This is a genomic window from Pseudenhygromyxa sp. WMMC2535, from assembly GCF_011083025.2.
In genome coordinates this window covers 2,032,390-2,050,960 of the sequence record NZ_JABJWV010000001.1, presented here as the reverse complement: position 1 = coordinate 2,050,960, position 18,571 = coordinate 2,032,390, and the positions used below count along the sequence as shown (strand labels likewise).

Here is an 18,571-nt window from a genome sequence, read left to right as displayed (position 1 = left end):
GAGCAGGGCGTAGTGGGCAGCACGCCCACCCGCAGGGCTAACCGATGGGGACGGTCTCCGGGGGCACGTCGCCCTCGCAGCCCCACTGGAAGTTGTCGATGAAGGCGTAGCTGTCGAGGATCGAGTCGCTCATGTCGAAGATCGCGAACACGATCGTCACCGTCTCCCCGGGCTGCACGCCGGCCGAGGTCGTCAGCCACTTCGTGCCCGCGTGGCCCTCCATGCAGGTGCCGTGGAGCTCGGGGGCCGAGCAGCCGCCGTTGCACTCGGGATCGTTGGCCGCGTTGGCGTCGCGGTAGTCGAGGAAGCCGGCGTTGAGCGAGATCGGGGCGCCCTCGGCGTCGAAGGAGATGTTGCCCGTCCAGACCTCGGACTCGAGCCAGCCGATGTACATGTCGTTGTACTGCGAGCCGTAGTATTCGGGGTACTCGTAGCTGAAGAAGGCCAGGTTGTAGCTAAACGAGTTGACCGTGCTCGGCACGTCCGCGACGATGCGGATCTCCGTGTAGTCGTAGGCGCCGCCGTTGAGCTGCGAGTCGATGGTGCTCGAGCAGTCGCCCATGCCGACCAGGTCGACGTTCTCGAGGCAGTCGCCGTTGACGGGGTTGGAGTTGATCGGCGAGGGCAGGGTGATCGGATCGTAGGAGCCGAGGTCCGAGCTACAGCCGGCCGTGCCGTCGAGCTGGCTGACGTAGCCGCTGCCGATGACCGCGTACTTGGAGCCCTCTTGGGGAGGGAAGGCGCCCTGGTTGCCGAAGGACGAGCGCGTGCCGATGCCGTCGGCCGAGCCCGTGGTCGTGACCGTGACCTGGTTCTCGCCGTCGCAGTTGAGGCCCATGGCCCGGGCGATCGGCGTGCTCGCCTCCGCGTCACAGGGGCTGTGATCGGGGATGTCGCACTCGCAAAAATCACCCTCGCCACAGGGGATGGCGTCCTCGCCCGTGTCCAGCGACATGTCGAGCTTCACGCCGGTGGTCGAGCCCTCCTCGCCTTCCTCACCCTCCTCGCCCCCTTCGCCATCGGTGACCTCACCGATGCCGTCGCTGATGCCATCCTCGGAGCCGGTGTCCGTCGAGGGGCGATCGCCAGAGCAGCCAGGAGCCAGAAGTAGCGCAGCTAGCGAGGCCACCGAGGCTTGTACACATGTCGAACCCCAAATGTGACGAGACATGGACGGAAGCTACCAGCGTTTGAGGTCGGGCTCCAAGCCATCGATGGGGTTTCGACCGTAAATCTGAACGGCCTAATTTGTTACCAGCTATTTCGGTGGTCTGTCGGCTTACGGCCCAAATAGGGCGTGGCGTTTGGCGCAAGTGCGCGAGCGTGCCAGACCTGCTGCGGGTATAACGGCGAGCTCATGAGCGACGCCCCCGCACAGACCGCGAGCGCTTCCGTCCCCGAGATCGAGGAGCTCGGGCCGCGCTTCTTCGAGTTCGTTTCGGGCCTGCGCCGGCCCCTGGTGTTCTTGGACATCGAGGCGACCGGCACGGATGCCCAGCGCGACCGCATCATCGAAATTTCCCTGCTCCGCGTCGCCGCGGATCCCGTGACCATCGAGCAGCCGCGGACCTGGCGGGTCAACCCGCGCCAGCGCATCCCCCAAGAGGCGATCGAGATCCACGGGATCACCAACGAGGAGCTGGTCGACTGCCCGACCTTCCCGGAGCTCGCCGAGACCCTGGCCGAGCTCCTGCGCGGCGCGGACCTGGCGGGCTTTGCGGTCAGCCGCCTGGATTTGCGCCTGCTCAAGGCCGAATTCGCGCGAGCCAAGGTCGACCTCGACCTCGACGGCGCGCGCCTCGTGGACGCCCAGGTCGTCTACCACACCCGCGAGCCTCGCAACCTCGCCGCGGCCGTGGAGTTCTACTGCCAGCGCGTCCACGAGGGGGCCCACGGCGCCGAGGCCGACGCCATCGCCAGCCTCGAGGTCTTCGCCGGGCAGCTCGAGCGCTACCAGGACCTCGAGCTCCAGGTCGAGGCCTTCGACGACCTCGTCAGCTCGACGAACTCGGCCTTCGTGGATCAAAACCGCCGCTTCGTGTGGAAGGACGGCGAGCCGGCCTTCAACTTCGGCAAGCTCAAGGGCAAGCCGCTGCGCTGGGCCGCCGGCGACCCCGAGCACCGCAGCTACCTGCGTCGGCTGCTCAACGGCGGCAACCTCGAGGCCGAGGCGGGGCAGCTGGTGATCGAGGCGCTCCAGGGCAAGATCCGCACGAAGAGCTGAGCAGCCCAGGCCAGCCGCCCAGCTCGGCCCGACCCAGCTCAGCTGAGCTGGATCCAGCTCAGCTGGGTCCTGCTCAGCCCTGGACCCACTCGCAGATCCGCTCGATGGCGGTCAGCGTCTCCCCGCAGCGGCGGCGCAGGAAGTCCTCGTCCACGGGCGCGCTCGGATCGTCTTGTGCGGCGAGCTCGGCCAGCGCCGCCTCGCCGTCGAAGTTCACGTAGGCGAGGCGGGCGGTCAGCTCGGTGCGCGGCCGCCCGAACTCGACCCCGGGCAAGATCGCAACGCCGGTGTCCTCGAGCAGGCGCTCGCACAGCGCGGGGGCGTCCAGGATCCCACGCGCGGCCAGAGCCTCGCGGTGGGCCTCGAAGTCCGGGAACAGATAGAAGGCCCCGTGCGGCGCTGGGCAGTGGGCGCCGGCCGCCTGGAGCGCGAGCGCGGACCAGCGCCCGAGCCCCGCGAGCACCCGGCGCTCGTCGAGGAGGTAGCGCTCGATGTCCGGGCCGCCCTCGAAGGCTCGGATCGCCGCGTGCTGGATCGGCGCGCTGGTCGAGGTGAAGGTCTCGCTCGCCGCCGAGGCCATGGCGTCGAGCAGCCAGCGCATGCGCTTGGGGAACAAGAAGGTGCCCAGGCGCCAGCCCCCGGCGCCGCACCACTTGCTCAGGCCCGAGGAGATGATCGTGCCCTCGGGGTAGAAGGGCGCGATCGAGGCGTGGTTGCCCTCGTGGTGGAGCTCGCCGTAGATCTCGTCGCTGAGCAGGACCACGTTGTTGGCCATGGCCACGTCGGCGAGGGCCTCGAGCTCCGCGCGGCTGTAGCTGCGCCCGGTGGGGTTGGCCGGGTAGTTGAGGATCAAGATCCGCGGCCGCGAGGGATCCTCGGCGCACAGCTCCGCGAGGCGCTCGGGCTGGAGGTGCCAGTCGTTCTCGCGCAGGGTCTGAACCATGCGGACCTGACGGCCGATGATCCGCGCCTGGGGGGCGTAGGACACCCAGGCCGGCGTGGGGATCACCAGGTCGCCGTAGAAGACCATCTGCAGCAGGAACATCAGCTCCTTGCTGCCCGGGCCGATCAGCACGTCGTCGCCGGTGCGCACGATGTCGGCGCGGCGCGAGTGGTAGCCCGCGACCGCCTCACGCAGCGCGCGCAGGCCCTTGACCGGGAGGTAGTCCTTTTGGTGCGCGTTTTGTCGCAGAGCCTCGACCACCGACTCGGGCACCGGGAAGGGCGACTGGCCCAGGCCGAGCTTGTAGACCTGGCGTCCATCGGCGATCAGCTGGTTGCAGCGCTCGTTGATCGCCACGGTCGCCGAGTTGGGGAGGCCGCGGACGTTGAGGTTCAAGTTGATGCGGGGGCCGACGCTCACGCCCTCAAGATATCAAGCGCGCGTGCGTGCGCGTCATCGAGGCGCCGCCTGCCGGAAGCGAGTGCCAAGCGGATCTCCACGCGCCCGGTCGCGCCCAGCCGCGCCCGCCCTCGTCGCTCGCCGTGAAGTCGTGCGCGCGCCTGCTTGGATCTGCCGGGGCCGACAGCCCGCGAGCTGGCGACGAAGGGCGCGGGGAGGCTCACGGCTGCGTGGCAGCGAGACCGGCGCACGGTGAACCCGCGGCTCGCTCTCGAGTTCACGTAGACCCTCGCGATCGCGGCCGAGGTCGGTGATTTTGGAGGCTGCGCGCGGACGCCCGGAGCTCGCGAGCAGCGTCGAGTCGAGCGGAGGCTGCGCTGGTGATTGACGTTCGCATACGCGGTCTGGTGTGCGCTTTCTCGATTTCATTGCGGTCGCAGCGGTGCGAAGTCGCTTTCGCAATGGGTCCGACGCTTCGCGGACTGGACCACGACGCACAGCCAAGGTATCGAGCGCGGCGGCGCCGACCCTGCGCGCCACAGAGGTCCCATGGCCGCGAGCTACTTCGACGTCGACGGAACCCTGGTCAGCAGCAACTTGATGCACTCGGCCGTCTGGTACATGGCCAACGACGTCAACCCGCTGCGATCGGCCACCAAACTGGGCAAGCTCATCGCCCGGAGCCCCCGGCTCCTGTGGGCGGAGCTTCGAGATCGCCGCACCTTCAACGAGCTGCTCTTCGAGGTGTTCCGCGGGACGCCCGAGGACCGGCTGCACGTGCTCGCCGACGAGGCCTACGTGTGGTGCATGAAGGACCGGATCTACCCCGGCGCCCGCGACATCATCGCCCGGGCCAAGGACCTCGGCCACGAGGTCGTGCTGGTCTCCGGGGCCCTCGACTTCCTGCTCGAGCGCCTGGCCAAGGACCTGGGCGCCGACCACTACGTCGGCAACCGCCTGGAGATCCACGACGGCTACGCGACCGGCAAGATCCTGCGCCCGGTCGTCGCCGGGCCCACCAAGTCGCGGCTGATCGCCGACCACGCCCGCGACAACGGCCACGAGCTCGCCGACTGCTTCGGCTACTCCGACTCCTACTCCGACGTGCCGATGCTCTCGGTCGTCGGCCGCCCCGCGGTGATCAACCCGGATCCGGCGCTGCTGCGCATGGCCCGGACCTACCAGTGGCCGATCATCGAGCTCGAGACCGCCAGCAAATAGGGACGAACCCCCCGTGACCAGCCCCAACATCGTCTACCTCGACAAGCACAGCGCCCCGCGCGTGCAATTTTGCGGCGACAACCTCATCGAGGTCGACCTCCCGGTCGGCACCCGCTGCATCTACTCCAACCCGCCCCTCGAGCCGCTCAAGGACCTCGACGCGGCGATCCGCTACGCGATCACCCACCCCCAGGGCAGCGAGCCGCTCTACGCCAAGCTCCGCCCCGGCATGAAGGTGGTGATCGCGATCGACGACATCTCGATGCCGCTGCCCCCGATGCGCACCCCCGACGTGCGCGAGCGGGTGCTCAGCGTGGTGCTCGAGATGCTCGACGACTACGGGGTCGAGGACATCGAGATGATCGTCGCGCTGGCCTACCACCGGCGCATGACCGAGGCCGAGATCGAGCGCATGGTCGGCAAGCGGATCTTCGACCGCTTTTGGCCCGACCGGCTCTACAACCACGACGCCGAGGACGCCGACAACATGGTCGAGCTCGGGCGGACCGAGAACGACGAGCCCGTCGACATGAACCGGGCCGCGGCCGAGTCGGACCTGCTGATCTACGTCAACTGCAACCTCGTGCCGATGAACGGCGGCTACAAGTCCGTCGGCGTCGGCCTGTGCGGCGCCAAGACCCTCGCGGCGCACCACAACCCCTACGCGCTGCGCAAGACCGACTCCTACATGGAGCCGGAGAAGTCGCATATTCAGACGATCATCGATCGCATCGGTAAGTTGGTGCACTCGAAGCTGGACGTGTTCCACATCGAGACCACGCTCAACAACCGGATGTTCGATCGCAACCTCGACTTCCTGGCCAAGAACCCCGACGAGTACACGACCCGCGAGAAGCTGGCCCTGCGCGCGACCTTGTTCGCCCTCGACAAGTGCCCCGCGGGCCTGCGCGAGGAGATCTTCACGCGCTACCCGGCGCCCTACGGCGTGACCGGCGTGTTCGCCGGGGCCACGGAGCCGACCCACCGCCAGACCATCGCCAAGTGCTACGAGCAGTACTGCGTGCCCGTGGACGGCCAGGCGGACATCCAGATCACCGGCATCCCCTACATCTCGCCCTACAACGTGCACGCGTTCTTGAACCCGCTGCTGGTTCAGGTCATGGCCCAGGGCTACATGCACAACCTGCATCGCAACAAGCCGATGCTCAAGCAGGGCGGGACGCTGATCATCACCCACCCGTGCAGCGATCGCTTCGACCACGACCAGCACGCGTCCTACGTCGAGTTCTTCCACAAGCTGCTGCCCCAGACCCGCGACGCGGTCCAGCTCCACAAGCGCTTCGAGAAGGAGTTCGCCCGCAACCCGGCCTACATCCGCATGTACCGCACGGGCCAGGCCTACCACCCCAACCACCCCTTCTTCATGTGGTACTGGGGCGAGGGCGGACGCCAGTGGCAGGGCCGCTGCATCGTCGTCGGGGCCGACAACGAGTACGTGCCCGAGATCCTCGGCTACGAGACCGCGCCGAACATGACCGAGGCCATCCGCATGGCCAAGGAGACGGCGCCGCGTGATCCGCAGATCACCAGCCTCAACTTTGCGCCGATCATGATGACGGAGATGAAGTGAGGCCGCGATGAGCGAGCAGCAGCAGCAACTCGACGTCGCCGCCCAGCTCGAGGGCAAGAACCTGATCGTCATCGGGGCGACCGGCTTCTTGGGCAAGGTCTGGCTGGCGATGCTCTTGCATCGCTACCCGGGCATCGGCAAGTGCTACACGGTCGTCCGCTCGCGCCGGACGATCAGCTCGAAGGAGCGCTGGTGGTCCGAGGTCGCGCCCTCGCCGGTCTTCGACCCGCTGCGCGAGCAGCACCCCGGGGCCGCCTTCGAGGCCTTCTTGCGCGAGAAGATCGTGCCGATCGACGGCGACGTGACCCGCGATCGCATGGGCATCGACCCGGCGCTGCTCGACCGCCTCGAGGCGGCGATCGGCACCCCCGAGGCGATCCACGCCATCGTCAACGTCGCCGGCGTGGTCGACTTCAACCCGCCCCTCGACGACGCGCTCTCGGTCAACGCCTACGGCGCCCGCCACCTCGTCGACCTCTCGCGCAAGCTCGGCGAGGCGCCGGTGATGCACACCAGCACCTGCTTCGTCGTCGGCTGCCGCGACGGCGTGACCCTCGAGCGCAGCACCCTCGAGTTCCCCTTCCCGCGCGCCGACGAGCTCGATCTCGAGCACTGGGACGCCGAGCGCGAGATCGCCGAGTGCTCCGACCTCGTCGAGTCCACGCGCCGCCGGGCCGAGGACGCCCCTCGCCAGTCGCACCTGCTCGACGAGGCCAAGCGCAACCTCCGGGAGCGCCACGAGCCGCTGCGCGGCCAGGCCCTGAAAGACGAGCTCGACAAGGTCAAGCGCCGCTTCGTGCGTGAGCGGCTGATCGCCGCCGGGGCCGAGCGGGCCACCTTCTGGGGCTGGCCCAACATCTACACCTACACCAAGAGCATCGGCGAGCAGGTCCTGCTGCGCTCGGGCATCCCGCTGACCATCGTCCGCCCGGCGATCGTCGAGTCGGCCGTGGACTTCCCCAAGCTCGGCTGGTGCGAGGGCATCTCGACCTCCACGCCGATCATGTACCTGGTCTACCAGGGCCTGCAGACCATCCCCGTCGGGGAGCACTGCTACTACGACGCGATCCCCGTCGACCTGTGCTCGGCCGGGATGATCGCCGCGCTCGCGGCCCTGATCGCCGCGCGCCACGAGGTCTGCTACCAGCTGTGCTCCTCGGACAGCAACCCGCTCAAGACCCGCCGCGCCGGCGAGCTGATCGGCCTGGGCAAGCGGCTGCACTACAAGAATCGCAGCAAGGGCAACCCGCTGGTCAACATGCTCCAGGCCCACGCCGAGGCGGAGATCCTGCCCGTCGAGGTCTACGAGCGCCGCTCGGCCCCGGCGACGGTGCGCCGGGCCAGCAAGGTCGACCAGCTGCTCGCGCGCTTCGAGGACTCCCCGGTCGAGCGCTGGACCAAGCCCGTGCGCAAGCAGGCCCAGTCCATGGCCCGCCAGGCCAAGAACGTCAACATGGTGATGGAGGCCTTCATCCCCTTCATCGCGGGCAACGAGATGCGCTTCTCGGCCAAGAACACCCGCGCGTTGATGGCCTCGCTGACCGAGCGCGACCAGGCGCTGCTGCCCTGGAACCCCGAGGACATCGACTGGCGCGACTACTGGCTCAACATCCACCACAAGGGCGTCGAGGAGTTCTCGATCCCCCTGCTCGAGGACAAGCTGCGCAAGCAGGTCAAGCCGCTGCGCCGCCACGACAACCTCGTGGCCATGCTCGAGGACATGTGCGAGCGCCACGAGCACGCGCTGATCTTCCAGCGCCTCGAGGGTGACCCGCCCCAGCTCACGCGGATCACCTACAGCGACCTCGATCGGCGCTCGGCGGCGCTGGCCGCCAAGCTGTGGGCGGCCGGCGTGCGCAAGGGCGACCGCGTGGCCCTGGGCGGGCGCAACCACCCGGCGTGGGGGATCGCCTACTTCGGGATCCTGCGCTGCGGCGCCGCGGCGGTGCCGATCGACAAGGACTACGAGGCCATGCCCATGGCCACGGTCCTGCGCAAGTCCAAGGCCAAGCTGGCGATCTTCGACGTCCAGGTGGTCGAGATCCCCGAGCAGGCGCAGCTGTGCCCGCGCTGGGATCTGCACGAGGTCACCGGCGAGCCCCCGGCCGACGCGCCGGCGCCCAAGGCCCCCGAGGTCGAGATCGCCGACAGCGACCTCGCCAGCGTGCTCTACACCTCCGGGACCACGGGTGACCCCAAGGGGGTGATGCTCACCCACGAGAACTTCACGGCGCTGGTCGCCGCCTTGGCCCCGCTCTTCCCCCTCGGGCACGAGGACAGGGTGCTCTCGGTGCTGCCCCTGCACCACACCTTCGAGTTCACCTGCGGCCTGCTGCTCCCGCTCTCGCGCGGGGCCCGGGTCGTCTACCTCGACGAGATCAACGGGGATCGCATGGTCGAGGGCCTCGAGCTCGGGCAGATCACCGGGATGATCGGCGTGCCCGCGCTGTGGGAGCTGATCGAGCGCCGCGTGCTCACCGAGGTCCGTGACCGCGGCAAGCTGACCGAGCGGATCTTCGAGTTCACCCTCGACCTCAACCGCAACATCGGCAAGACCCTGGGCGTCGACCTCGGTCGCGTGCTCTTTGGCCAGGTCCACGCTCAGCTCGGCGGCAACCTGCGCTACCTGGTGTCCGGGGCCGCGGCCCTACCCAAGGACGTGCACCGCACCTTCCAGGGCCTCGGCCTGCACCTCGCCGAGGGCTACGGCCTGACCGAGGCCGCGCCGGTCCTGACCCTGTCCAAGGCCACGCCGCGCAACAAGGGCGGCAACGTCGGCAAGGCGATCCCCGGCGTCGAGCTCAAGATCGACGGCCCGAACAGCGAGGGCGTGGGCGAGATCCTCGCCCGCGGCCCCAACGTGATGGTCGGCTACGAGGGCGACGACGCCGCGACCGAGCAGGTCCTCGACGAGGGCTGGCTGCGCACCGGCGACCTCGGGACCCTCGACGACAAGGGCCGCCTGCGCATCGTCGGGCGCTCCAAGGAGGTCATCCTCTCGGCCTCGGGCGAGAACGTCTACCCCGACGACGTCGAGGTCATGCTCGGGCTCCCGCGCTTCATCAAGGAGCTGTCGATCGTCGGCGTGCCCGACCGCGACAAGGAGGGGGCCGAGCGCGTCGCCGTGCTCGCCGTGCCCGACTACGAGGGCGAGGACGTCGACCGCATCGAGCGGCGGCGCGAGGCCGAGGGCGAGCTGCGCAAGCAGATCGGCGAGCTGTCCCGGCACATGCGGCCCACGGTGGTCCACTTCACCGACGTCGACCTCCCGCGCACGGCCACCCGCAAGGTCAAGCGCAAGGACGTGCGCAAGATCCTCGAGACCCTGCGCGAGGCCGCCGAGGCCGTGGCCGAGGCCAAGGCGCACAGCGGTCAGGCCGGCCAGGCCTCGATCGTCGTCAGCGCGGTCGCCTCGATCGCGCGCAAGAAGCCCGAGGAGATCAAGCCGGAGCTCGACCTGCAAAACGACCTCGGCTTCGACTCGCTGATGATCGTCGAGCTCGCGTCGATCCTCTCGGCCTCGGCGCCCAAGCTGGGCGAGGTCGACCTCTCGGCGCTGCGCACCGTGTCCGAGCTCGAGGCCGCGTTCACGGCCGCGGTCGGGCGCAAGGCCGAGCCCTCGCGCACGCGCAACATCGAGAAGGACGACGAGGACTTCTACGTCCCCGAGTTCATCCGCGACCCGGCCAAGGCCGCGCTGACCGTGGGCCAGCTGTCCTTCTACGACCGCTTCATGCGCGTCGAGATCCACGGCAAGGCCAACATCCCCTACAACCGCAACACCCTGGTCGTCGCCAACCACGCCTCGCACCTCGACATGGGCCTGGCGAAGTACGCCCTCGGCAGCTACGGCCACGAGATCGTCGCCCTGGCCGCCGAGGACTACTTCTTCAAGAGCAAGTGGATGCGGGCCTACTTCGAGAACTTCACGAACATGGCCGCCCTCGACCGGCGCTCCGGGCTGCGCAAGGCCATGGAGCAGGCCGGCGAGCACTTCGACCGCGGGCGCACGGTGCTGATCTTCCCCGAGGGGACGCGCAGCACCGACGGGACCATGCGCGAGTTCATGCCGCTGATCGGCCACCTGGTCATGACCCACCGCGTGGACGTGCTCCCGCTGTGGCTCGGCGGCACGCACAAGGCCCTGCCCAAGGGCGTGAAGGTCCCGATCCCGCGCAAGCGCAAGGTCGAGGTCCGGATCGGGCCGCCGCTGACCATCGAGCAGCTCGAGCGGCGAACCGGCGGGATGAAGCGCGCCGACGCCTACCGCGAGGTCGCGCGCCTGTCCCACGACGCCGTCGCGGCCCTGCGCGACGGCTGGCAGCTCGACCTCGAGCGCGAGCCGCTGACCGAGGGCGAGGGCGCGAGCGGAGAGGCCGGCGAGACGGCTTCGCTGGCCTCGGCCAGGCCCGGGCGCAAGCCCAACGGCGTCTCGCAGACCCAGGCGATCTTCGACGACCTCCGCGGCCGCTTCGTGCCCGGGGCCGTCGACAAGCCGACGAGCTTCTACTTCTCCCTGGGCAGCGCCGCCGACGGAAAGTGGACCTTGAAGCTCGACGCCGAGCAGGCCCAGTTCGAACCCGGTCGCCCCGACGGCGGCAAGGCCGACTGCGTGCTCAAGACCTCGGTCGAGATCTTCGAGAAGATCGTGCGCGAGAGCTACACGCCCTCGGTCGCCGAATTCATGGCCGGCAAGGTCAAGTCCAACGACATCGCGCTGCTCCAGGTCTTCCAGCGCGCCTTCGCTCTGTGAGCACGAAAGCCATGACCATGACCCAGTCCACCAGCGCAATCGAGTCCGGCAAGCTGCTGATCACCGGCGCCACGGGCTTCTTGGGCCAGCACGTGGTCGCGGCCGCCCGCGCCGCCGGCTACGACGTCTCGGCCCTGGTCCGCGACGTCGAGGCCCCCGCCGCCCGCATGCTGCTCGAGGCCAAGGCCGAGGGCGAGCTCGAGCTCTACGCCGGCGACGTGCTCGACCCGGCCAGCGTCGAGCAGGCCGCCGAGGGCTGCGTGGCCGTGCTGCACTGCGCCGGCAAGGTCTCGCGCGCCGGCGAGGACGCCACCGAGATGACCCGGGTCAACGTCGGCGGCGTCGAGGTCGTGCTCGACGCCTGCAAGGCCGCGGGCCTGCGCCGGGCCGTGGTCGCGAGCACCAGCGGGACGATCGGGATCAGCACCGACCCCGAGCGCGTCGCCGACGAGCGCGACGAGCCGCCGCTCTCGCTGATCAACAAGTGGCCCTACTACCGCAGCAAGTACTACGGAGAGCAGTCGGCCCTGGCCCGCGACGCCGAGGACTTCGAGGTCGTGGTCGTCAACCCGGCGCTGCTGCTCGGCCCCGGGGATCTTCACGGCAGCTCCACCGAGGACGTGCGCCGGGCCCTCGAGCAGCGCTCGCCGGTGGTCCCGGCCGGCGGCTACGCCTTCGTGGACGCCCGCGATGCCGCCGAGGGCATGATCTTGGCCCTGCAAAAGGGCCGCGCGGGCCAGCGCTACCTGCTGGTCTCCTGCAATTGCCCGATCCGCACCTTCGTCACCCGGGTCGCCCGGGTCGCCGGCCTCGACGGCCCGGTCTTCGCCCTCCCGGACCACGCCGTGGTCGAGCGGGCCACGCGGTGGTTCGCCCGCCAGGCCCAGAGCCTGCTCGGTGAGGACGACGCGATGCCCGACGAGACCAGCATCGAGATGGCCCAGCACTACTGGTACGTGGACTCGACCCGGGCCGAGAACGAGCTCGGCTGGCGCGCCCGCGACCCGATGATCACCCTCGCCGACACCGTCGCCGACCTGCGCGAGCGCGGCATCGTCATGATGCGCGCGCCGGCCTAGTCCTCTGCCCAACCCCCAGCCTCCCCGGAGCTCGACCGTGTCAGGCGATCTTTCCAGCGCGCCGGCGATCCTCGCCAAGGGCCCCGGCCCGACCGTGGCGATCGTCAACCCCATGGCCCAAAGCGGCGCCGCGGGGGACAACTGGGCGCAGATCCGCGACGCCCTGCGCGTGCGCCTGGGCGGCCTGCGCACGCGCTACACCGAGGGCCCGGGCCACGCCGCGCTGCTGTGCCGCGAGGCCCTCGAGGCCGGCGCACAGACGATCTTGTCGGTCGGCGGCGACGGGACCTGCAACGAGGTCCTCGGCGGCTTCGTCGACCCCGAGGACGGCCACAACCGCTTCCCCGAGGCGACCTTGGCCGTGCTCGCCGCGGGCACTGGCGGCGACTTCCAGCGCATGTTCGGCCGGGCCCGCCTCGTCCGCCAGGTCGACCGCCTGTGCGCCGCCGAGACCCGCAGCGTCGACTACGGCGTGGCCCGCTTCGTCGACGACGACGGCCGCCCGCGCCTGCGCCCCTTCCTCAACGTCGCCAGCGTCGGGGTCAGCGGCGAGGTCGTCCGCCAGGTCAACGCCTCCAACGCCCAGCTCGGGGCCACGGCCAAGTACCTGCTCGGCACCTTCCAGGGCATCGCGCGCTGGCGCAACGTCCAAGTCGAGATCCAGCGCGACGACGAGCCCGCGCGCCGCGTCGACCTGACCTTGGGCATCGTCGCCAACGGCCAGTACTTCGGCGCCGGCATGTGGGTGGCCCCGCGCGCCGAGATCGACGACGGCCAGTTCGACTGCGTCGAGGTCACGGGCATGTCCAAGCGGACGCTGATCGCGACCTTGGCCAAGGTCTTCGAGGGCCGCCACCTGCGGGTCCGCGGGGTCGAGCACAGCCACGGCCAAAAGGTCAGCATGCGCCCGGTCTGGGCCGAGGCCGAGGTCCCCGTCGAGCTCGACGGCGAGACCGTGGGCCGGCTGCCGGCGAGCTTCGAGCTGCGCGCGGGCTCGCTGCGCCTGCGCGTGGGCTGAGAGACGCTGAGCGCCGCCCGGGCTTCAGGTCTTCGACTTGGACCTGGCTTTGGCTTTGGCCTTGGACTTGGTCTTCGACTTGGCCGCGAGCTTGGTCGAGGCCCTGCGCTGCGCGGACACCTCCTTGAGCGTCTCGATGAACAGCTCGAGGGCCGCCGAGCGCTGGGCCTTGCTCGGGTAGTAGAGATAGAAGCCCGGCACCGACGCGGCGTAGGGCTCGAGCACCTGGCGCAGCGTCCCCTCGCGCAGCTGGGTCTGCACGTGGGGCTCCATGGCGTAGGCCAGACCCAGGCCCTGCTCGGCCCACTTGATCGACGCCAGGCCGTCGTTGGAGACCAGGCCGCCGCGCACGGGCACGCGCCACGAGCGACGGCCACGCTCGAGCTCCCAGGCGTAGAGCGCGTCCGTGGTCCGCGAGCGGAAGGTCAGGCACTCGTGGCGCAGCAGGTCCTCGGGGCGCTGGGGCGTGCCGTGCTCGTCGAGGTAGCTGGGCGAGCCGACGACGATCAGCCGAAAGGCGTCGCTCAGGCGCAGGGCGATCATGTCGCGCTCGAGGTACTCCTCGAGGCGCACGCCGGCGTCGAAGCCCTCGCGCACGATGTCGACCTGGCGATCCTCGAACACGAGCTCGACCTCGATGCGAGGGTGGCGAGCGCGGAACACCGGGAGCACCGGCTCGATGACCATGGGATAGGCCGAGGGCGGGACCGTGAGCCGCACGCGGCCGACGACCTCGCCGGGCTTGGCCGAGACCTCGGCGAGCGCGGCCCGGGTCTGGGCGAAGGCTGGGGCCACGGCCGCGACGAGCTGGCGCCCGGCGTCGGTCAGCGAGACGCTGCGAGTCGTCCGCGCGAACAAAACCACGCCGAGGGTCTGCTCGAGCCGGCGCACGCCCTGGCTGACCGCCGAGCGCGAGACGCTGAGCTCCCGCGCCGCGCCGCTGAAGCTCTGCGCGCGGGCGACCGCCAAGAAGGCCTGGAGCTGGGCGAAGGGCAGCTGGTTCACGCTCTCAGTGCGCCCGAGGCGAGCTTCGCTGTCAAGCGCGCGCGAAGATCGGGCTTGCGTTCGCGGCCCAAAAACGGCTCATTGAAGGGGTAGGAGCGAGGGGCGAGATTGTCCAGTCTGGCTTGACAGCCATGTCTTTGGGCGACCTCTACCCGGTCGCCTGGTCGTGGCTCATCTTTTGTCCACGGGCGAGCTGGTCTCGCCCATCGCTCGAGGGCGCGCTGTCGATTGTCCTCGAGATGACCAAGGAGAGGTAGATACATGCTCGCATCCGTTTTTCATGGCGCCGGTGACATCCGCATCGACCAGGTCCCCGATCCCAAGATCGAGGCGCCGACCGACGCCATCGTCCGCATCACCCGAACCGCGATCTGCGGCTCGGATCTCTGGTTTTACCGCGGCCAGCAAGACTACGCCCCGGGCAGCCGCACCGGCCACGAGCCCATGGGCGTGGTCGAGGAGGTCGGCGCCGAGGTCCGTCACGTCCGCCCCGGTGACCTCGTGCTGGCCCCCTTCGCGATCTCCGACGGGAGCTGCGAATTTTGCCAGCACGGCATCCAGACCTCGTGCTCCCACGGCGGCTTTTGGGCGGGGATCACCGACGGCGCCCAGGGCCAGTACGTCCGCGCGCCCCTGGCCGACGGGACCTTGGTGCGCGTCCCCGAGCACGTGCACGAAAACGACCGCTTGCTCGACGCGCTCTTCCCTCTGACGGACGTCATGGGCACCGGCCACCACGCGGCCGTCTGCGCGGGGGTCGTGCCGGGCTCGACGGCGGTGGTGATCGGCGACGGCGCAGTGGGTCTATGTGGCGTGCTCGCGGCGCGCCGCCTGGGCGCCGAGCGGATCATCGCCGTCGGCCACCACGCCGACCGGCTCGAGAAGGCGCGCGCCTTCGGGGCCACGGACATCGTGTCGAGCCGCGGGGACGCGGCGATCGGCGAGATCCAGGCGCTGACCCGCGGCGGCGCCCGGCATGTGCTCGAGTGCGTCGGCGCGCACAGCTCGATGGCCACGGCGATCCGCGTGGCGCGACCGGGCGGGACGATCGGCTACGTCGGTGTCCCCCACGGCGTCGCGGAAGAGGGCCTCGACATCATGGGCCTGTTCTTTGGCAACTTGACCCTGCGCGGCGGTCCGGCGCCGGTCCGCGCCTACATGCGCGAGCTGATGGACGACGTGCTCGAGGGCACCCTCGACCCCTCGCCGGTGTTCGACATGCGCGTGGACATCGAGGGCATCCCCGATGGCTACGCCGCGATGAACGAGCGCAAGGCGCTCAAGGTGCTAGTCCAGCCGCGCTAGAAAGAAGAACGATATGCGTGACAGTAGCAATGATCACCCACCTCTCGTTCTACGCCGGCTGGCCGAGCGCGATGGCGGTCCAGCTGGCCAAGCAGCTCTTCGAGGAGCAGGATCAATGAGCGGCGTCTCGTACGAGGGCTCGGCCTTGCTCGCCGCGCTGATGGTCTGCGCGTGCGCGCATCAGCCCGCGCAGACCCAGTTTCAGGTCGATCGCGGCGCGGAGCGGAGCACGTCGAAGGGCGGCGCCGACGAGTTCACCGGCGAAGTCCGCGTTCAGATGCTCATGGCGCCCAACGGCGTGCGGGACTTCTCCGCGGCCTACGTGACCTTCGAGCCCGGCGCGCGAACGGCCTGGCATAGCCACCCCGCCGGTCAGACCCTCGTGGTCACCGAGGGCGCGGGCTGGGTCCAGCTCGAGGGTAGCGAGCGTGTCGAGATTCACCCTGGCGACGTCGTCTGGACGCCGCCGGGCGTACGCCACTGGCATGGCGGCACGCGCGAGAGCGCGATGACCCACATGGCGGTGCAGCAACAGGTCGAAGGCGGCGTCGTCGAGTGGTTCGAGCACGTCGACGACGAGACCTATGTCGGAGGAAAATGAGCATGAGCAGCACGAAATCCAACCCTCGCTACGACTTCAGCGGTCGCGTCGCGCTGGTCACCGGCGCCGGCTCGGGCATGGGCCTGGCCACGGCCAAGGCCTTCGCGGAGACCGGCGCATCCGTGGTCCTGGCCGACATCGACGAGGACAGCGTGACCAAGGCGGCCAAGGAGCTGAGCGACGCCGGCCACCAGGCCCTCGCGGTCACCTGCGACGTGGCCGACGAGGCCCAGGTCGCCGCGATGGTCGAGCGCAGCGTCTCTCACTTCGGCCGTCTCGACATGGCCTTCAACAACGCCGGGATCCAGGCGCCGCCCTCGGCGCTCGCGGACCAGCGCGCCGAGGACTTCGACCACGTCAACGGGATCAACCTCCGCGGCGTGTGGGCGTGCATGAAGCACGAGCTCGTGCAGATGCGAGCCCAGGGGAGCGGCGCGATCGTCAATTGCTCTTCGGTCGGCGGCCTCGTCGGCCTGCCGACCCTCGCGGCCTACCACGCGACCAAGCACGGCGTGCTCGGCCTGACCAAGAGCGCGGCGCTCGAGTACGCGGCGCAGGGCATCCAGATCAACGCCGTCTGCCCCGGGACCATCGACACCCCGATGGTCGCCGAGATGATGGCCAACCAGCCGGAGCAGATGGCGGAGATCATGAAAAAGCAGATGATCGGCCGGCTCGGACGCCCCGAGGAGATCGCCGCGGCGGTGCTGTGGCTGTGCAGCCCCGGGGCGAGCTTCGTGGTCGGCGTTGGCCTGCCGGTGGACGGCGGGTTCACGGCCAACTGATGCGAGCTCCCGGGTCGGGTCGGGTCGTTCGCTCGCGCCTCAGAGCCCCTGCTTGCCGATGCGGTGCTTGGGGTTTTGGGGATCGAGCACCGCCTTGGCCGCGGCCTCGCGGCGCTCGCTGTAGCGATCGACCAAAAACTCGCGCAGGTCCCGGGTCAGCAGCGTGAACTTGTAGAGCTCCTCCATCACGTCGACGACGCGGTCGCGGTAGGGGGAGTCCTTCATGCGCCCGTCGTCCTCGAACTCCAGGTAAGCCTTGGGCACCGAGGACTGGTTGGGGATCGTCAACATCCGCATCCAGCGGCCGAGCACGCGCAGCGAGTTGACCACGTTGTAGGACTGGGAGCCGCCGCAGACCTGCATGACCGCCAGGGTTCGACCCTGGGTGGGCCGGACGGCGCCGATCGACAGGGGGATCCAGTCGATCTGGTTTTTGAACACCCCGGTGATGGTTCCGTGCATCTCGGGGCAGGACCAGACGTGGCCGTCGGACCACAGCGCGAGCTCGCGCAGCGCTTGGACCTTGGGGTGGTCCTCGTCGTCGGGCCCCTTCACGGGCAGGCCGGCGGGGTGGAAGAAGCGGACCTCGCAGCCGAGGCCCTCGAGCACGCGGGCGGCCTCCTCGGCGAGCAGGCGGCTGTAGGAGCGCTCGCGCAGCGAGCCGTAGAGCATCAGGATGCGCGGCGGATCCGTGCGGATCTCGAAGTCCGGGAAGTGCGGGTGACGCAGCGCGGGCGGGTTGCCGTCGTGGTAGCTCATGGGGGGCTCAGTCCTGGGGTACCAAGAAGATCGCCTGCTTGTCCGCGGGCATCTCGGCAAGCTCGGCGGCGTCGAGTCGGGCGTAGATCTCGATCAGGTTGCCGCCGGGATCTTCGAGCCACAGCTCGTGCAGGGGGGTGCCGTGCCAGGTGGTCCGCGCCGGCTTGCGGATCTCCCACCCGGCGGCCGCAGCCCGGCGGTGCGCGGCGATCACCGCGTCCTTGCTGCCCACGTCGATGCCGAGGTGATAGAGGGTGTCGTGGTTCAAGGTCTTGCCGTCGTCGACGAGGATCACGAAGTTCGTGCGCAGGGCCTCGCTCACGAAGGTCACGTAGCGATGCGTCCACTCCTTGGGGGCGACGCCGAGCAGCCAGGTGTAAAAGCGGGCGGCGGCGGGCAGGTCGGGCACGCGGATGCTCGCGTGAAACTCCTTGGGGTCGGGGCCCTCGGGGACCTCGCGCAGGGCGGCGAGCACCTCGATGCGAGCACGCAGCTGGTCGCGCACGCTGCGAAAGCGCTCGAGTCGCGCGGCCTCGTCGAGGGCCGCGAGCGCCGGGTCGGCGGGATCGAAGAGCGGCCAATGCAGCCGCGGCGCGCTCGAGAGCGCGGCTGGGCAGACTTCGTCGGCGCACAACGTGATCACCAGCGTCGCGCCCTCGGCCTCGATGTCGGCGACCGACTTGGCGCGCTGCTCACCAATGTCGACGCCGAGCTCGGCCATCGCCGCGACCGCCATGGGGTGGACCTGGGTGGGCGCCGAGCCGGCCGAGCGCACGCGGACCGCTGAGCCGAAGTGCGCGCGGGCGAGGCCCTCGGCCATCTGTGAGCGGGCCGAGTTGGCGACGCAGACGAAGAGCAGGCTGTCGAATTGCAGTCCGGGCATGGCTG

The 18,571-nt window shown here is 69.7% G+C and carries 14 protein-coding genes; 9 read left to right on the top strand and 5 right to left on the bottom strand.

The window, feature by feature from the left end; genetic code table 11:
- Positions 1-37: 37 nt before the first annotated feature.
- Positions 38-1,129: a choice-of-anchor L domain-containing protein gene (locus G6O69_RS41980; protein ID WP_172302874.1), complete on the bottom strand. Its 1,092-nt coding sequence runs from the start codon at positions 1,127-1,129 to the stop codon at positions 38-40.
- A 228-nt stretch (positions 1,130-1,357) separates the two neighbouring features.
- On the opposite strand from G6O69_RS41980, the gene G6O69_RS07690 reads away from it, so the two are divergent.
- A complete protein-coding gene (locus G6O69_RS07690; RefSeq protein ID WP_172302873.1) occupies positions 1,358-2,224 on the top strand; it encodes a 3'-5' exonuclease in 867 nt (288 codons plus the stop codon).
- 73 nt (positions 2,225-2,297) lie between these two features.
- Here the strand turns inward: G6O69_RS07690 and G6O69_RS07685 are convergent, their stop codons facing one another.
- Positions 2,298-3,587 carry an aminotransferase class I/II-fold pyridoxal phosphate-dependent enzyme gene (locus G6O69_RS07685; RefSeq protein ID WP_217909792.1) on the bottom strand — a complete coding sequence of 430 codons (1,290 nt, stop codon included), beginning with the start codon at positions 3,585-3,587 and terminating at the stop codon, positions 2,298-2,300.
- Between the two features lie 528 nt (positions 3,588-4,115).
- On the opposite strand from G6O69_RS07685, the gene G6O69_RS07680 reads away from it, so the two are divergent.
- From G6O69_RS07680 to G6O69_RS07660, 5 genes are read left to right on the top strand one after another with little or no spacing between them, the layout of a single operon-like run.
- Complete coding sequence (locus G6O69_RS07680) at positions 4,116-4,787, top strand: HAD-IB family hydrolase (protein ID WP_172302872.1); 672 nt, start codon at positions 4,116-4,118, stop codon at positions 4,785-4,787.
- Positions 4,788-4,800: 13 nt separating this feature from the next.
- Entirely contained in the window at positions 4,801-6,378 is a 1,578-nt protein-coding gene (locus tag G6O69_RS07675; protein ID WP_172302871.1) for a lactate racemase domain-containing protein, read from the top strand.
- 7 nt (positions 6,379-6,385) lie between these two features.
- Positions 6,386-11,131 carry an AMP-binding protein gene (locus G6O69_RS07670; protein ID WP_172302870.1) on the top strand — a complete coding sequence of 1,582 codons (4,746 nt, stop codon included), beginning with the start codon at positions 6,386-6,388 and terminating at the stop codon, positions 11,129-11,131.
- Positions 11,128-12,210, top strand: coding sequence for an NAD-dependent epimerase/dehydratase family protein (locus tag G6O69_RS07665; protein WP_346017012.1), 1,083 nt, complete (start codon positions 11,128-11,130; stop codon positions 12,208-12,210). Before G6O69_RS07670 ends, G6O69_RS07665 begins: the two co-directional genes overlap by 4 nt.
- A 37-nt stretch (positions 12,211-12,247) precedes the next feature.
- The gene (locus G6O69_RS07660; RefSeq protein ID WP_172302868.1) at positions 12,248-13,228 is read left to right on the top strand and encodes a YegS/Rv2252/BmrU family lipid kinase; all 981 of its coding nucleotides are present in this window, start codon (positions 12,248-12,250) and stop codon (positions 13,226-13,228) included.
- Positions 13,229-13,252: 24 nt separating this feature from the next.
- Here the strand turns inward: G6O69_RS07660 and G6O69_RS07655 are convergent, their stop codons facing one another.
- Entirely contained in the window at positions 13,253-14,233 is a 981-nt protein-coding gene (locus G6O69_RS07655) for a LysR family transcriptional regulator (protein WP_172302867.1), read from the bottom strand.
- A 261-nt stretch (positions 14,234-14,494) separates the two neighbouring features.
- Between G6O69_RS07655 and G6O69_RS07650 the strand changes: the two genes are divergently transcribed.
- The 3 genes from G6O69_RS07650 to G6O69_RS07640 all read left to right on the top strand — a co-directional run bounded on the left by G6O69_RS07650 (position 14,495) and on the right by G6O69_RS07640 (position 16,924).
- Positions 14,495-15,538, top strand: a complete 1,044-nt coding sequence (locus tag G6O69_RS07650) for a zinc-dependent alcohol dehydrogenase family protein (protein WP_172302866.1) — start codon at positions 14,495-14,497, stop codon at positions 15,536-15,538.
- 115 nt (positions 15,539-15,653) lie between these two features.
- The gene (locus G6O69_RS07645; RefSeq protein WP_255215728.1) at positions 15,654-16,139 is read left to right on the top strand and encodes a cupin domain-containing protein; all 486 of its coding nucleotides are present in this window, start codon (positions 15,654-15,656) and stop codon (positions 16,137-16,139) included.
- 2 nt (positions 16,140-16,141) lie between these two features.
- Positions 16,142-16,924: a glucose 1-dehydrogenase gene (locus tag G6O69_RS07640; RefSeq protein WP_172302865.1), complete on the top strand. Its 783-nt coding sequence runs from the start codon at positions 16,142-16,144 to the stop codon at positions 16,922-16,924.
- A gap of 39 nt (positions 16,925-16,963) precedes the next feature.
- On the opposite strand, the gene arsH is transcribed toward G6O69_RS07640, so the two are convergent.
- Positions 16,964-17,683, bottom strand: a complete 720-nt coding sequence (gene arsH, locus G6O69_RS07635) for an arsenical resistance protein ArsH (protein WP_172302864.1) — start codon at positions 17,681-17,683, stop codon at positions 16,964-16,966.
- Positions 17,684-17,690: 7 nt separating this feature from the next.
- Positions 17,691-18,566, bottom strand: a complete 876-nt coding sequence (locus G6O69_RS07630) for a VOC family protein (RefSeq protein ID WP_217909791.1) — start codon at positions 18,564-18,566, stop codon at positions 17,691-17,693.
- Positions 18,567-18,571: the final 5 nt, after the last annotated feature.